Source organism: Pseudomonas sp. DR 5-09, from assembly GCF_001655595.1.
Taxonomy (GTDB): domain Bacteria; phylum Pseudomonadota; class Gammaproteobacteria; order Pseudomonadales; family Pseudomonadaceae; genus Aquipseudomonas; species Aquipseudomonas pharyngis.
The window spans coordinates 80,979-95,945 of record NZ_CP011566.1 but is presented as its reverse complement, the minus strand read 5'-3'; the positions used below and the strand labels follow the sequence as shown (position 1 = coordinate 95,945).

The window sequence follows — 14,967 nt, the reverse complement described above, 5'->3', positions numbered from 1 at the left end:
TCGTCAGTGAAGGCCGCAGCTTGCGAGCTTCGCGGTCAAATCCGCGTGAGGCGCTTGTAAAAGAATCGTGAATAGGCCGGTTCCCTTGGTCGAAAAGCGCTGTTTTTTCGGCTGAATCGGTTCATCCGGTTGCTTAGCCTGCTACCATTTGTCACATCATGTTGCAGACGCGTCCCCCTTCTACCGGCCATTCCGGCCACGTCGCAGCCAGAAAATTCTTGAGCCGTTCGCAGAAACGGCTGACAACCATCAATGCCTGATGAGGTGTATCCCCATGTCTGATGAAGATCGAGACAACACGCGGCGTGAGTTTTTGCGCAAATCCCTGACCCTGATTCCAGTGGTTACCCTCGCCGGCAGCGGACTCGGCAGCACCGTGCTGCAAGCCGCGCCGGAAAGTGCGCCTGCCACGCCCCCGGCGAAACCGGCCGCCGTTGAAGCCAGTACCTATCAGCCAAGCTATTTCACTGCCGAAGAGTGGGCGTTCATCAATGCCGCCGTCGCGCAATTGATCCCCAACGATGCGCAAGGCCCTGGGGCACTCGAGGCCGGCGTGCCGGAATACATCGACCGTCAGATGAACACCCCCTACGCCGCCGGTGCCCTTTGGTACATGCAGGGCCCGTTCAATGCCGACGCCGCGCCGGAGATGGGCTGGCAGAGCAAACTGGTCCCGAAAGAAATCTATCGTCTCGGCATCGCCGCCACGGATCAGTGGGCAAAATCCCTCAACGGTAAAACATTTGCCGAGCAAGACAGCGCTACCCGAGACGATCTGCTCAAGCAGCTCGAAGCCGGGAAACCGCAATTCGACAGCGTTCCGGCGAAGATTTTCTTCAGCCTGCTGCTGCAAAACACCAAGGAAGGGTTCTTCTGCGACCCGATCCATGGCGGCAATAAAGGCATGGTCGGCTGGACCATGATCGGCTTCCCCGGCGCCCGCGCCGATTTCATGGATTGGGTGGAACGCAACGAGCAGTACCCCTTCCCGGCAGTTTCGATTCGCGGCGAGAGGGCGTGAGCATGGCAACGGTAATGAAAAAGGTCGACGCAGTGATCGTCGGTTTCGGCTGGACGGGCGCGATCATGGCCAAGGAGCTCACCGAAGCGGGGCTGAACGTGCTGGCACTGGAACGCGGGCCGATGCAGGACACCTACCCGGACGGCAACTATCCACAGGTGATCGACGAACTCACCTACAGCGTGCGGAAAAAACTCTTCCAGGACGTTTCCAAGGAAACCGTCACCATCCGCCACAGCATCAACGACATCGCCCTGCCGAATCGCCAGTTGGGCGCGTTCCTGCCCGGCAATGGCGTGGGCGGCGCCGGGCTGCACTGGTCGGGCGTGCACTTTCGGGTCGACCCGATCGAGTTGCGCATTCGCAGCCACTACGAAGAGCGCTACGGCAAAAGCTTCATCCCCAAGGACATGACCATCCAGGACTTCGGCGTCAGCTATGAAGAGCTGGAACCGTTCTTCGATTTCGCCGAAAAAGTCTTCGGCACCTCCGGCCAGGCCTGGACCGTGAAAGGCCAACTGGTCGGCCAGGGCAAGGGCGGCAACCCGTACGCACCGGATCGCTCGAACCCGTTCCCGCTGGAAGCGCAGAAAAACACGGTTTCCGCACAGCTGTTCGGCAAAGCGGCTACCGAAGTCGGTTACAAACCCTACAACCTGCCTTCCGCCAATACTTCAGGGCCGTACACCAACCCCTACGGCGCACAGATGGGCCCGTGCAACTTCTGCGGTTTCTGCAGCGGTTATGTCTGCTACATGTATTCCAAGGCGTCGCCGAACGTGAACATTCTGCCGGCGCTGAAGCCGCTGCCGAATTTCGAACTGCGGCCCAACGCCCACGTGCTGCGGGTCAACCTCGACAGTACGAAAACCAAAGCCACCGGCGTCACCTACGTCGACGGCCAGGGCCGCGAGATCGAACAACCGGCGGACCTGGTGATCCTCGGCGCATTCCAGTTGCACAACGTGCGTCTGATGCTGCTCTCCGGCATCGGCAAACCCTACGACCCGGTCAGCGGTGAAGGCGTGGTCGGGCGCAACTTCGCCTACCAGAACATGGCCACCATCAAGGCGTTCTTCGACAAGGACACCCACACCAACAACTTCATCGGCGCCGGCGGCAACGGTGTGGCGGTGGATGACTTCAACGCCGACAACTTCGACCACGGGCCTCACGGTTTCGTCGGTGGCTCGCCGATGTGGGTCAACCAGGCCGGCAGCCGACCGATCGCCGGCACCTCCAACCCGCCGGGCACCCCGGCCTGGGGCAGTGCGTGGAAACGCGCCACCGCCGATTACTACACCCACCAGGTGTCGATGGACGCCCACGGCGCGCATCAGTCCTACCGTGGCAACTACCTCGATCTGGACCCGGTGTACCGCGATGCCTACGGCATGCCGCTGCTGCGGATGACGTTCGACTGGCAGGAAAACGACATCAAGATGAACCGCTTCATGGTCGAGAAAATGGGCAAGATCGCCGAGGCCATGGGCCCGAAAGCCATTGCCGTGATCGGCAAGAAAGTCGGCGACCACTTCAACAGCGCGTCGTACCAGACCACCCACCTCAACGGTGGCGCGATCATGGGCACCGATCCGAAGACCAGCGCGCTGAACCGCTACCTGCAGAGCTGGGACGTGCACAACGTGTTCGTTCCGGGTGCCTCGGCATTCCCGCAAGGCCTGGGTTACAACCCGACCGGGCTGGTCGCCGCGTTGACCTACTGGTCGGCGAAAGCGATTCGCGAGCAGTACCTGAAAAACCCCGGCCCGCTGGTTCAGGCTTAAGGAGCGATGACCATGAAGACTCTCGTTATCGCGACCCTCGCGCTGCTCGGCAGCACGGCCGCTCACGGCGCCGAAATTGATCAATCCCTGATCAAACAAGGCGAATACCTCGCCCGTGCCGGCGACTGCGTGGCCTGCCACACGGCCAAGGATGGCAAGCCGTTCGCCGGTGGCCTGCCGATGGAAACCCCGATCGGCACGATCTACTCGACCAACATCACCCCGGATAAAACCGGTGTCGGTGACTACAGTTTCGAGGACTTCGACCAGGCCGTGCGCCATGGCGTGGCCAAAAACGGCACGACCCTGTACCCGGCGATGCCGTACCCGTCCTACGCCCGTGTCAGCGAAACCGACATGTGGGCGCTCTACGCCTACTTCATGCATGGCGTTGCACCGGTGGCGCAAGAGAACAAGGCCAGTGACATCCCGTGGCCATTGAGCATGCGCTGGCCGCTGATGGGCTGGCGCTGGCTGTTCGCGCCAAAGGTCGAGGACTACAAACCCGAGTCGGACGATGCCGTCGTCAGCCGTGGGGCGTATCTGGTGGAAGGCCTCGGACATTGCGGCGCCTGCCATACGCCACGGGCCCTGACCATGCAGGAAAAATCCCTGAGCGCGGCCGAAGGCAGCAGTTTTCTGTCAGGCAGTGCGCCGCTGGAAGGCTGGATCGCCAAAAGTTTGCGCGGTGACCACAAGGACGGTCTCGGCAGCTGGAGCGAAGAACAACTGGTGCAGTTTCTCAAGACCGGGCGCAGCGACCGCAGCGCAGTGTTCGGCGGCATGAGCGACGTGGTCACCCACAGCATGCAGTACATGACCGACGCCGACCTGACCGCGATTGCCCGTTACCTGAAATCGCTGCCGGCCAATGATCCTGCCGACCAGCCGCACCAGTACGACGAGAAAGCCGCCAAGGCCTTGTGGAACGGTGATGACAGTCAGCGTGGCGCGTCGGTGTACATCGACAACTGCGCCGCCTGCCACCGCACCGACGGCCATGGCTACACCCGGGTGTTCCCGGCGTTGGCAGGTAATCCGGTGTTGCAATCGGACGACCCGACCTCGCTGATTCACATCGTGCTCAAGGGCGGCACTCTACCTGCGACGCACGCCGCGCCATCGACCTTCACCATGCCTGGCTTCGCCTGGCGTCTGTCGGATCAGGAAGTGGCCGATGTGGTGAGCTTCATCCGTGGCAGTTGGGGCAACAAGGGCGCGCCGGTCAAGGCCGCTGACGTGACCCAGTTGCGCAAGGACGATATGAAGCAAACCTCGAACGATGACCTCGGCCAGGTGACACAGCACAACTGACTGTTCGCCCAACGGCACTAGTCAGACCGACAACGCCTCGATACTGTATATGCACACAGTACCGAGGCATTGCCATGTCCACCCCTCTTCCTCCGCGCGGTCGCGGCACCGCCACCAACCCGCACAACCGCTTCGCGCCGAGTCGTTCGGTGGCCGAGGATGACGGCTGGTATCAGGAAGTGCCACTGACTCAGGGCACCGAAGTCAGCTTCGAAACCGCGAAGACCATCATCACCCGCAACACCTCGCCGGACCTGCCCTTCGACCGTTCGATCAACCCCTATCGCGGCTGCGAGCATGGCTGCATTTATTGCTATGCACGGCCCAGCCACGCTTATTGGGACATGTCGCCGGGGCTGGATTTCGAAACCAAACTGATCGCCAAAACCAACGCGGCACAGCTACTGGAAGAACAGCTGGGGAAAAAAGGCTATCAATGTGCGCCGATCAACCTCGGATCCAACACCGATCCCTATCAGCCGATCGAACGCGAACACCGGATCACCCGCCAGACCCTCGAAGTACTGCTCCGCTACCGGCATCCGGTGACGATCGTCACCGAGGGCTCGCTGATCCTGCGCGACCTCGACCTGCTCACCGAACTGGCACAACAGCGGCTGGTGGCGGTGATGATCAGCCTGACCACCCTGGACGACGAACTCAAACGCATCCTCGAACCCCGCGCCGCCGCACCCAAGGCCCGGTTACGGGCGATCCGGGTGATGCGCGAGGCGGGGATTCCGGTGGGCGTGTTGTGTTCGCCGATGATTCCGATGATCAACGACAGCGAAATCGAAAGCCTGCTGACCGAGGCCCACGCGGCCGGCGCCCAGAGCGCGGCCTACATGATGCTGCGCCTGCCGCTGGAGGTGGCGCCGCTGTTCGAGGAATGGCTTGAGGCGCACTACCCGCAGCGTGCGGCGCATGTGCTGAGCCTGATCCGCCAGAGCCGTGGCGGCGAGCTGTACGACAGCCGTTTCGGTGCCCGGATGCGCGGCGAGGGGCCGTTTGCCGACCTGCTCGCCCAGCGCTTCGCCAAAGCGATCAAGCGCTTGGGACTCAATCACCGCGAAGGCTACAACCTCGACTGCACGGCCTTCTGTCCGCCGGGTCGTCAGATGGCGCTGATTTAGCGACAATTGGCCCATGGTTGAGAGGAAGGAATGCTTGACCCGGTTTACGCCGGTCACACATTTTGTGACCTGGAACACACGTTCTAGAGCGCTTGATTCAGTTTGAGTTAAGTTTCGGCAGTTACCTTGCTCATCGAGTGACTGACGGGTCGGGATGACCCGGATGTTCTAAACAGCCACTGGCTTCACACCGGAATACACGGGAACGACTCCCCGAATCCGCCAATGAGGATGAATCATGAGTGACAAGGATAAACAGCCGTTGGCTGCGTCGGCGCAAGCCGCCCCTGTGGCGGAATCCGCCGATGCAGCGTTGAAGCGTATCGTTGACGGCTTTTTGCATTTTCATCATGAGGTCTTTCCGCAGCAGGAAGAACTCTTCAAGAAACTCGCCACGGCCCAATCGCCACGGGCCATGTTCATCACCTGCGCCGACTCGCGCATCGTTCCTGAACTGATCACCCAGAGTTCCCCCGGCGATCTGTTCGTGACCCGTAACGTCGGCAACGTCGTGCCACCCTACGGCCAAATGAACGGCGGCGTTTCCACCGCCATCGAATACGCGGTACTGGCCCTTGGCGTGCAGCACATCATCATTTGCGGCCACTCCGATTGCGGCGCCATGCGCGCGGTACTCAATCCGGACAGCCTGGAAAAGATGCCGACGGTCAAAGCCTGGCTGCGCCACGCCGAAGTCGCGAAAACCATGGTGCATGACAACTGCAACTGCGCCGACGAAAAAGAAAGCATGCCGATCCTCACCGAGGAAAACGTCATCGCCCAACTGCAGCACTTGCGTACCCATCCTTCGGTAGCCTCGCGCATGGCGAACGGTCATCTGTTCATCCATGGCTGGGTCTACAACATCGAAACCAGCGAAATCAAAGCTTACGACGCGGATCAGGGATGCTTCCTGCCGCTCGACGGCAGCCATCCGATTCCGGTGGCGACGCCCAAAGCGCGCTTCTAAATCCTCCTAAAAATCCGTGTGGTTTGACGCCGGCCGCTGTTTCAGCGGCCAGGCCTTGCCACGCCTGAAGAAAACTTCGGGAGTATCGCCATGCGTGCGGCTCAATTGAAAGCTGTGTTGCCACGGGAGCTGCTCGCTTCAGTGGTTGTGTTTCTGGTCGCGTTGCCGCTGTGCATGGGCATTGCGATTGCTTCAGGGCTGCCACCGGCCAAAGGCCTGATCACCGGGATCATCGGAGGGCTGGTGGTGGGCTGGCTGGCGGGGTCGCCGTTGCAGGTCAGCGGTCCGGCGGCGGGTCTGGCGGTGCTGGTGTTCGAGCTGGTACGCCAGCATGGCATCGAAATGCTCGGGCCGATCCTGCTGCTCGCCGGTTTCCTGCAACTGGTAGCGGGACGCCTGAAGCTCGGATGCTGGTTCCGGGTCACGGCGCCAGCGGTGGTGTACGGCATGCTTGCCGGTATCGGTGTGCTGATCGTGCTGTCACAGGTGCATGTGATGCTTGACGCGTCACCGAAACCCTCTGGTCTGGACAATCTGACGGCATTCCCCGGCGCAGTGGCGCAGGCCTTGCCGTCCTTTGGCTGGCAGGCCGGGCTGCTCGGGCTGTCGACCATCGCGGTGATGTGGCTGTGGGAAAAATTCCGCCCGCATTCGCTGCGTTTCATTCCCGGCGCGCTGCTCGGGGTCGGGCTGGCGACAGGTGCCAGCCTTTTGCTGGCGCTGCAAGTGAAGCGGGTTGAAGTGCCGGCGAATCTGGCCGAAGCCATCGACTGGCTGAAACCGGCGGACCTGCTCAGCCTGGCCGACCCGACGCTGCTGATCGCCGCGTTCGCTGTCGCCTTCATCGCCAGCGCCGAAACCCTGCTGTCCGCCGCCGCGGTGGATCGCATGCACAGTGGCGCGCGTTCGGACTTCGACCGTGAGCTGTCGGCGCAAGGCGTCGGCAACATGCTCTGTGGTCTGGTCGGCGCGCTGCCGATGACCGGGGTGATCGTGCGCAGTTCAGCAAACGTCCAGGCTGGTGCCACCACACGTTACTCGACGATTTTCCATGGCCTGTGGCTGCTGGCGTTCGTGCTGTTGCTGTCGAGCGTGTTGCAGAGTATTCCGGTGGCGAGTCTGGCCGGCGTTCTGGTTTACACCGGTTTCAAACTGGTGGACCTGAAGGCGTTCCGTGGTCTGGGGCGTTATGGTCGGATGCCGATGTTCACCTACGCCGCCACGGCGCTGGCGATCATCTTCACCGACCTGTTGACGGGCGTATTGATCGGTTTCGGCCTGACTTTGTTGAAACTGGCGTTCAAGGCCTCGCGCCTGAAAATCAGCCTGATCGATCTGCCGCAGGAAGGGGAAATGGAGTTGCGTCTGGTGGGCGCCGCGACGTTCCTCAAGGTGCCGGCGCTGACTCAGGTACTGGGCAGCATTCCGCCGGGCACGACGGTGCACGTGCCGCTCAATAACCTGAGCTACATCGACCATTCGTGTCTGGAACTGCTCGAAGAGTGGGGCCGGGCGAATGCGGCCAAGGGGGCGAAACTGTTGATCGAGTCGCGTGGATTGAAGCGACGGCTCGAGGGACGGATCCGCACCACCACCGGAATAGGTGCTGCTGGCTAAAAACCTGACGTGGAAATACCCCTGTGGGAGCGGGCTTGCTCGCGAAATCGGTGGATCAGTCGACATTAATTTTGACTGACACAGCGCTTTCGCGAGCAAGCCCGCTCCCACATTTGAATCGCGTGCAACTCCGGTTTATGCAGCAGGCTGATCCAGCTCCAGGCCCACGCCCAGACGCCGGCTCATGCACGGCCAGCGTTTCCATGCCGCACCAGTGTCCGGGCTGCTGAGTTTCTCGCGGTAGGCTTCCACCGACTCCAGCGCAAAGCTGTCGTCGTCGAGCATGCTGTCCACCGCGTGATGCACCACTTCGTCGAGTTGGTTGGCAAATTCCTCACCGATCAACTGGTGAGCAATCAGATTGGCGACCGTCATGTCCAAGGGGATCAGTGGCTGGCCGAAATGCTTGATGTACAGGTCGTTGACCTCTTCGACAAAACGGTGCGCCAGATAGGCTTCGTCCAGCAGACTGTCCAGGCCCACGGGCGGCTGGAGGAAGTACTGCTCGGCGATTTTCAGCACCGGTTTGATCTGCGATTCGATTCCCGCTTCCCTGGCGACTTCATTGGCTGCATCCAGCAGGTCTGGCACTTCGTCGATGTAGGCGGCGACAAAACGCGTCAGCACGCCGTTGGCGTCGGTTTCCGGCAACTGGATCGCCGGGTGCAGGTGTTGCATTTGAGCTTCGAGCTGACGGGTCAGCTTTCCGGTTTCAATCTCGTGTTGTCGGGCTATGTGTATTTGCTCGCGCAATGCGGCGGTGTTCATGAAAACTCCAGGAAACAAGGCAATGAAATAGGGAAGACATAACTTAGCTGGCTTACGAAAAATGCTAAGACGCATTTGTCATAATTATTTCATCCTTGATGCACCGGCGTTATATCGGTTTGCCACCACTCGTCTGCATCCTTCTCCATTCGTGCCCTGGAACGCAAGTGTCAGCTGTTTCATTCGATTTACGTCCTCACATTGCATTTCTCGGTGGCTGTCTATACTCGCCATTGAATGGAGTTAGCTGATGACGCCCGACTGCCCACGCAGCAAGGCCCGGCGATTCAAGTTCGTAGTCTGATGCAGCCGCTCCCTTGCCTCTGGTGAAAGCCGGCGGGATAACAAGAACGATAAGGGGAACCCGCAATGATGCGACATCCACACGTCTGGATGGGCCTCCTGTTGTGGTCGATTTTCAGCCCGGTGCAAGCTGCCTGGACTGTGAATATGGCGCCTGGAGCGACTGAAATCAGTCACGCAGTATTCGACCTGCACATGACCATTTTCTGGATCTGTGTGGTGATCGGGATCATCGTCTTCGGCGCCATGTTCTGGTCGATGATGGTGCACCGCCGTTCTACCGGGCAGGTCGCCGCAAAATTCCACGAAAGCACCACCGTCGAAATTCTCTGGACCGTCGTCCCGCTGCTGATCCTGGTGGCGATGGCCGTTCCGGCGACCGCGACCCTGATCAAGATGTACGACACCAGTGAGCCGGATATCGATATCCAGATCACCGGTTATCAGTGGAAGTGGCACTACAAATACCTGGGCCAGGACGTGGAGTTCTTCAGCAACCTGGCCACGCCCGCCGAGCAGATCCACAACAAGGAGGCCAAGGGCGAGCACTACCTGCTCGAAGTCGACAAGCCGCTGGTACTGCCGACCGGGGCCAAGGTGCGCTTCCTCGTGACCTCCGCCGACGTGATCCACTCCTGGTGGGTGCCGGCCTTCGCGGTCAAGCGCGATGCGATCCCCGGGTTCGTCAACGAAGCCTGGACCCGCATCGACAAGCCCGGCCTCTACCGTGGCCAGTGCGCCGAATTGTGCGGCAAGGACCACGGCTTCATGCCGATCGTGGTCGACGTCAAAGAGAAGGCCGACTACGAAAAATGGCTTGCCGAGCGCAAGGCCGAAGCGTTGCAGCTCAAGGAGCTGACCAGCAAGGAATGGACCCTCGACGAACTCAAGGAACGTGGCGACAAGATCTACCACACCACCTGCGTCGCCTGTCACCAGGCCGAAGGCCAGGGCCTGCCGCCGATGTTCCCGGCCCTCAAGGGCTCGAAAATCGCCACCGGCCCGAAAGAAGGCCACTTGAGCATTGTCTTCCACGGCAAGCCCGGCACCGCCATGGCGGCGTTCGGCAAGCAGCTGTCGGAAGTCGATATCGCAGCGGTCGTGACCTACGAACGTAACGCCTGGGGCAACAACAAGGGCGACATGGTCACGCCAAAAGAAGTGCTGGAGCTGAAACAGGCGGAAAGCAAATGAGCCGGTCTATTGCGTACTTCGTGAACCGGTCGGGTCCCTGCGTCCCGGCCTGCCCAGTCCACTCACTTGAAGGAGACCGGCCATGAGCGCTGTCATCGATGACCACGGTCATGCCGACCACGACCACGCCCACGGCCCCGCCAAAGGCCTGATGCGCTGGGTGCTGACCACCAACCACAAGGACATCGGCACGCTGTACCTGTGGTTTGCGTTCTGCATGTTCCTGCTCGGCGGCTCGTTCGCCATGGTGATCCGCGCCGAGCTGTTCCAGCCCGGCCTGCAGATCGTGGAGCCTGCGTTCTTCAACCAGATGACCACCATGCATGGTCTGGTGATGGTGTTCGGTGCGGTGATGCCGGCGTTCGTCGGCCTCGCCAACTGGATGATCCCGTTGATGGTCGGCGCGCCGGACATGGCCCTGCCGCGGATGAACAACTTCAGCTTCTGGCTACTGCCGGCGGCGTTCCTGCTGCTGGTCTCGACTCTTTTCACCCCCGGTGGCGGGCCGAACTTCGGCTGGACGTTCTACGCGCCGCTGTCCACCACCTATGCCCCGGAAAGCGTGACGTTCTTCATCTTCGCCATTCACTTGATGGGGATCAGCTCGATCATGGGCGCGATCAACGTGATCGCCACCATCCTCAACCTGCGCGCCCCCGGCATGACCCTGATGAAAATGCCGCTGTTCGTCTGGACCTGGCTGATCACCGCGTTCCTGCTGATCGCGGTGATGCCGGTGCTGGCCGGGTGCGTGACGATGATGCTGATGGACATCCACTTCGGCACCAGTTTCTTCAGTGCCGCCGGTGGCGGTGACCCGGTGCTGTTCCAGCATGTGTTCTGGTTCTTCGGCCACCCCGAGGTGTACATCATGATCCTGCCGGCCTTCGGTGCCGTCAGCCAGATCATCCCGACCTTCTCGCGCAAGCCGCTGTTCGGCTACACCTCGATGGTCTACGCCACGGCGAGCATCGCGTTCCTGTCGTTCATCGTCTGGGCGCACCACATGTTCGTGGTGGGCATCCCGCTGGTGGGCGAGTTGTTCTTCATGTACGCGACGATGCTGATCGCGGTGCCGACCGGGGTGAAGGTGTTCAACTGGGCCAGCACCATGTGGCAAGGCTCGATGACCTTCGAGACGCCGATGCTGTTTGCCGTGGCGTTCGTGATTCTGTTCTCCATCGGCGGTTTCTCCGGGCTGATGCTGGCCATCGCCCCGGCGGACTTCCAGTACCAGGACACCTACTTCGTGGTCGCGCACTTCCACTACGTGCTGGTGCCGGGGGCGATCTTCGGGATTTTCGCGTCGGCCTATTACTGGCTGCCGAAATGGACCGGCCACATGTACGACGAAACCCTGGGCAAGCTGCACTTCTGGCTGTCCTTCGTCGGCATGAACCTGACGTTCTTCCCGATGCACTTCGTGGGCCTGGCGGGCATGCCCCGGCGGATTCCGGACTACAACCTGCAGTTCGCCGACTTCAACATGGTCTCGTCGATCGGCGCGTTCATGTTCGGCGCCACGCAGATCTTCTTCCTGTTCATCGTGATCAAGACCATCCGTGGCGGCGAGCCGGCTCCCGCCAAACCGTGGGATGGCGCCGAAGGTCTGGAATGGAGCGTGCCGTCACCGGCGCCGTATCACACCTTCACCACGCCGCCGGAAGTGAAATGAAAATCCAACCCTATGTGGGAGCGAGCCTGCTCGCGATGAACGATGACGCGGTCTGTCTGCCAGACCGTAGCGCCTGCATCGCGAGCAGGCTCGCTCCCACAAGGGCTCTCGGTAGAGACATTAATCATGGCTGACTCGATTTCGATGAAGAAGCTGGTCACCCGACTGCTCGGCGTGGTGGTGGCGATGTTCGTCTTCGGTTTTGCCCTGGTGCCGATCTACGACGTGATGTGCAAGGCGTTCGGTATCAACGGCAAGACCGCCGGGCAGTACGAGGGCGAGCAGACCGTCGATGCCTCGCGGCAAGTGCGGGTGCAGTTTCTGTCGACCAACACCGCCGACATGCCATGGGATTTCTATCCCAAGCATGACGAGCTGACGGCCAACCCCGGCGCGGTGAACGAGATGATCTTCATCGCCCGCAACCCCACCGACAAACCAATGAGCGCTCAAGCCGTACCGAGCATCGCGCCGAGCAATGCGGCGGCGTATTTCCACAAGACCGAATGCTTTTGCTTTACCCAGCAGGTGCTGCAGCCCGGTCAGCAGATCGAGATGCCGGTGCGTTTCATCGTTGACCGCGACATGCCCAAGGACGTGAAGCACCTGACGCTGTCCTACACGCTGTTCGATATCACCGCCCGACATCCTCCGGTGGCTGCAAACACTGGCGGTTAAGCGTGCCCGATAAGGAGAACAATAAATGGCAACTCATGAGCACTATTACGTCCCGGCCCAGAGCAAGTGGCCGATCGTGGCCACGGTGGGGATGTTCGTCACCGTGTACGGCCTGGCGACCTGGTTCAACGATCTGAAGGCAGCGCGTCCGGAATCCCACGGCCCGCTGATCTTTTTCGTCGGCGGTCTGTTGCTGGCGTACATGCTGTTCGGCTGGTTCGGTACGGTGATCAAGGAGAGCCGCGCGGGGTTGTACAGCCCGCAACTGGACCGCTCGTTCCGCTGGGGCATGAGCTGGTTCATCTTCTCCGAGGTGATGTTCTTCATCGCCTTCTTCGGCGCGCTGTTCTACGTGCGGCACATCTCCGGCCCGGCACTGGGCGGCGAAGGCACCAAAGGCATCGCTCATATGCTCTGGCCGAACTTCCAGTTCACCTGGCCGCTGCTGCACACGCCGGATCCGAAACTGTTCCCGCCTCCAAAAGAAGTCATCAGCCCCTGGGGCCTGCCGCTGATCAACACCATCCTGCTGGTGAGTTCCAGCGTGACCATCACCATCGCCCACCACGCGCTGAAGAAAGGTCATCGCGGCGCGCTAAAACTGTGGCTGGCGATCACCGTGCTGCTGGGCTGCGCGTTCCTCGGTTTCCAGGCCGAAGAATATATCCACGCCTACCACGAACTGGGGCTGACCCTCGGCTCGGGCATCTACGGCGCGACGTTCTTCATGCTCACCGGTTTCCACGGCGCCCACGTGACCATCGGCACGATCATTCTGTTCGTGATGCTGATGCGCATCATGAAGGGCCACTTCGACAACGAACATCAGTTCGGTTTTGAAGCGGCGAGCTGGTATTGGCACTTCGTCGATGTGGTGTGGATCGGCTTGTTCATCTTCGTTTACGTGCTCTGAGGAACAGAGCTACCAAGGCGCGTGCGACACCAGTTGGCCGCTGTAGAAACCCCAGGCGATCAGGCCGACGGTGACAGCGGCCAACGTCACCCGAACACTCAAGGCGATCACCAGCCGATTCGAGCTGCTGTCGTCCTTGACCAGGAAAAACAGGCCGCTGAACAGGCTGACCACCGTGGCAATCAGCATCAGGACGATGGCTGCTTTGAGCATGGGAAGAACTCCGGGGGAACAAGCGATGCAGTTGAGTATAGCGATCGCGTTCACTGATTTTCTGGCGCGACCATGAAGCGCTTCCGGCCGGGCGTGGTGCCGACCCTGGTCGTCGGCCTGCTGCTGCCGTTGCTGATTTCGCTGGGCTTCTGGCAACTGGGCCGGGGTGCGGAGAAAACCGCCCTGCTCGCCAGCTACGCCGAACGCCGCGCCGCCGAACCGATGGCCAGCACCGAGTTGCTGCACAGCGCCGATCCGGCCTTTCGCCGGGTGCATCTGCACGGCCAGTTCGATGCTGCCCACAGCCTGTTGCTGGACAACCGCCAGCGCAACGGCAAGGTCGGCGTCGAATTGCTGCAACCGTTTCAGGATCAACGCAGCGGCCAGTGGCTGCTGGTCAATCGCGGCTGGCTGCCGTGGCCGGATCGGCGCACGGCCCCGCAATTCAACACACCGACCGACGCCGTGAATGTCGATGCCTGGGTGTACGTCGCCCCCGGTGCCACCTTCCAGCTGCATGCCGATCCGGTCAGCAGCACCTGGCCGCAAACCGTCACCGCCATCGAACCCGCGAAGCTGTGGAAAACCCTCGAACGCGACGGGTTCGCCTACGAATTACGCGCCGAACCCGGCCCCGCCAGCTATCAGGCCGACTGGCCGGTAGTCGCGATGGGCCCGGAAAAACACCTCGGTTACGCCGTGCAGTGGTTCGCCATGGCCACCGCCCTGCTCGGGCTCTACCTCTATCTCGGCTGGCACAACGCAAAGGAGAAACACCATGGGAGCGGCCATGAATCCACCCAGCATGTCTGAAACGAAAGTCCCGGCCAGTCGCCGTCGCGGACGCATCCAGCTGCTGCTGATCGTGCTCGGCGTGGTCGGTCCGATGATCCTCGCCACCGGCATGTACAAGTTGCAGTTCTGGGTGCCGGAAGGTCGCAGCTATCACGGCGAATTGATCGGCAACGGTCAGACCCGCGCCGACCTCGGCATCCAGGCTGACGAAACGCGCTGGCAGATGCTGGTGACCGCACCGAAGGATTGCGCGGTGGACTGCCAGCAACTGGTGTACCTGGCGCGGCAGATCCAGATCGGCCTGGGCCGCGAAGCCGGGCGCGCCAGCCACGCCCTGGCCGCTGCACAACCGTTGGCTGCCGACTACGAAGCCAAGCTGACCCGCGAATACCCGCAGCTGCAACGCTACCCGCTGGACCCGGCGACCTTCAGCAAGACCACGGGCGACAAGGCCACGCCGCAACTGTGGATCATCGATCCCCACGGCAACCTCGTGCTGCGTTACGACCCGAGCGTCAAGGGCAAGGATCTGCTCAACGACCTGCGCCACCTGCTGAAACTGTCGAACATCGGATAAGGGCATCGT

General features: G+C 61.2%; 14 protein-coding genes. 12 read left to right on the top strand and 2 right to left on the bottom strand.

Annotated elements, in window-relative coordinates; translation table 11 throughout:
* Nucleotides 1–274: 274 nt before the first annotated feature.
* The 6 genes from PDR5_RS00440 to PDR5_RS00415 all read left to right on the top strand — a co-directional run bounded on the left by PDR5_RS00440 (nt 275) and on the right by PDR5_RS00415 (nt 7,842).
* Nucleotides 275–1,021, top strand: coding sequence for a gluconate 2-dehydrogenase subunit 3 family protein (locus tag PDR5_RS00440; protein ID WP_064592518.1), 747 nt, complete (start codon nt 275–277; stop codon nt 1,019–1,021).
* A 2-nt stretch (nt 1,022–1,023) separates the two neighbouring features.
* On the top strand, nt 1,024–2,808 hold the full coding sequence (locus PDR5_RS00435; protein ID WP_064592516.1) for a GMC family oxidoreductase: 1,785 nt from the start codon (nt 1,024–1,026) through the stop codon (nt 2,806–2,808).
* A gap of 12 nt (nt 2,809–2,820) precedes the next feature.
* Nucleotides 2,821–4,122: a c-type cytochrome gene (locus PDR5_RS00430; RefSeq protein ID WP_064592514.1), complete on the top strand. Its 1,302-nt coding sequence runs from the start codon at nt 2,821–2,823 to the stop codon at nt 4,120–4,122.
* Nucleotides 4,123–4,196: 74 nt separating this feature from the next.
* The gene (locus PDR5_RS00425; RefSeq protein ID WP_064592512.1) at nt 4,197–5,255 is read left to right on the top strand and encodes a PA0069 family radical SAM protein; all 1,059 of its coding nucleotides are present in this window, start codon (nt 4,197–4,199) and stop codon (nt 5,253–5,255) included.
* 238 nt (nt 5,256–5,493) lie between these two features.
* Nucleotides 5,494–6,225 (top strand): carbonic anhydrase, encoded by a 732-nt coding sequence (locus tag PDR5_RS00420; RefSeq protein ID WP_064592510.1) that lies wholly within the window; start codon nt 5,494–5,496, stop codon nt 6,223–6,225.
* A 90-nt stretch (nt 6,226–6,315) separates the two neighbouring features.
* On the top strand, nt 6,316–7,842 hold the full coding sequence (locus PDR5_RS00415) for a SulP family inorganic anion transporter (RefSeq protein ID WP_064592507.1): 1,527 nt from the start codon (nt 6,316–6,318) through the stop codon (nt 7,840–7,842).
* 135 nt (nt 7,843–7,977) lie between these two features.
* Here the strand turns inward: PDR5_RS00415 and PDR5_RS00410 are convergent, their stop codons facing one another.
* A complete protein-coding gene (locus PDR5_RS00410) occupies nt 7,978–8,610 on the bottom strand; it encodes a hypothetical protein (protein ID WP_039764833.1) in 633 nt (210 codons plus the stop codon).
* A gap of 369 nt (nt 8,611–8,979) precedes the next feature.
* Between PDR5_RS00410 and coxB the strand changes: the two genes are divergently transcribed.
* The 4 genes from coxB (at nt 8,980) to PDR5_RS00390 (ending at nt 13,373) form a co-directional block, all read left to right on the top strand.
* On the top strand, nt 8,980–10,107 hold the full coding sequence (gene coxB, locus PDR5_RS00405; RefSeq protein WP_064592505.1) for a cytochrome c oxidase subunit II: 1,128 nt from the start codon (nt 8,980–8,982) through the stop codon (nt 10,105–10,107).
* 82 nt (nt 10,108–10,189) lie between these two features.
* Nucleotides 10,190–11,782: a cytochrome c oxidase subunit I gene (ctaD, locus tag PDR5_RS00400; RefSeq protein ID WP_007953983.1), complete on the top strand. Its 1,593-nt coding sequence runs from the start codon at nt 10,190–10,192 to the stop codon at nt 11,780–11,782.
* Nucleotides 11,783–11,908: 126 nt separating this feature from the next.
* Nucleotides 11,909–12,460 carry a cytochrome c oxidase assembly protein gene (locus PDR5_RS00395; protein WP_011331799.1) on the top strand — a complete coding sequence of 184 codons (552 nt, stop codon included), beginning with the start codon at nt 11,909–11,911 and terminating at the stop codon, nt 12,458–12,460.
* Between the two features lie 25 nt (nt 12,461–12,485).
* Nucleotides 12,486–13,373, top strand: a complete 888-nt coding sequence (locus tag PDR5_RS00390) for a cytochrome c oxidase subunit 3 (RefSeq protein ID WP_011331798.1) — start codon at nt 12,486–12,488, stop codon at nt 13,371–13,373.
* Between the two features lie 9 nt (nt 13,374–13,382).
* On the opposite strand, the gene PDR5_RS00385 is transcribed toward PDR5_RS00390, so the two are convergent.
* Complete coding sequence (locus tag PDR5_RS00385; protein ID WP_064592503.1) at nt 13,383–13,586, bottom strand: twin transmembrane helix small protein; 204 nt, start codon at nt 13,584–13,586, stop codon at nt 13,383–13,385.
* Between the two features lie 72 nt (nt 13,587–13,658).
* Here PDR5_RS00385 and PDR5_RS00380 point away from each other — a divergent pair, with 72 nt between their 5' ends.
* On the top strand, nt 13,659–14,399 hold the full coding sequence (locus PDR5_RS00380) for an SURF1 family protein (protein ID WP_064592501.1): 741 nt from the start codon (nt 13,659–13,661) through the stop codon (nt 14,397–14,399).
* Complete coding sequence (locus PDR5_RS00375; protein WP_064592499.1) at nt 14,365–14,958, top strand: hypothetical protein; 594 nt, start codon at nt 14,365–14,367, stop codon at nt 14,956–14,958. Before PDR5_RS00380 ends, PDR5_RS00375 begins: the two co-directional genes overlap by 35 nt.
* The last annotated feature ends 9 nt before the right edge of the window (nt 14,959–14,967 follow it).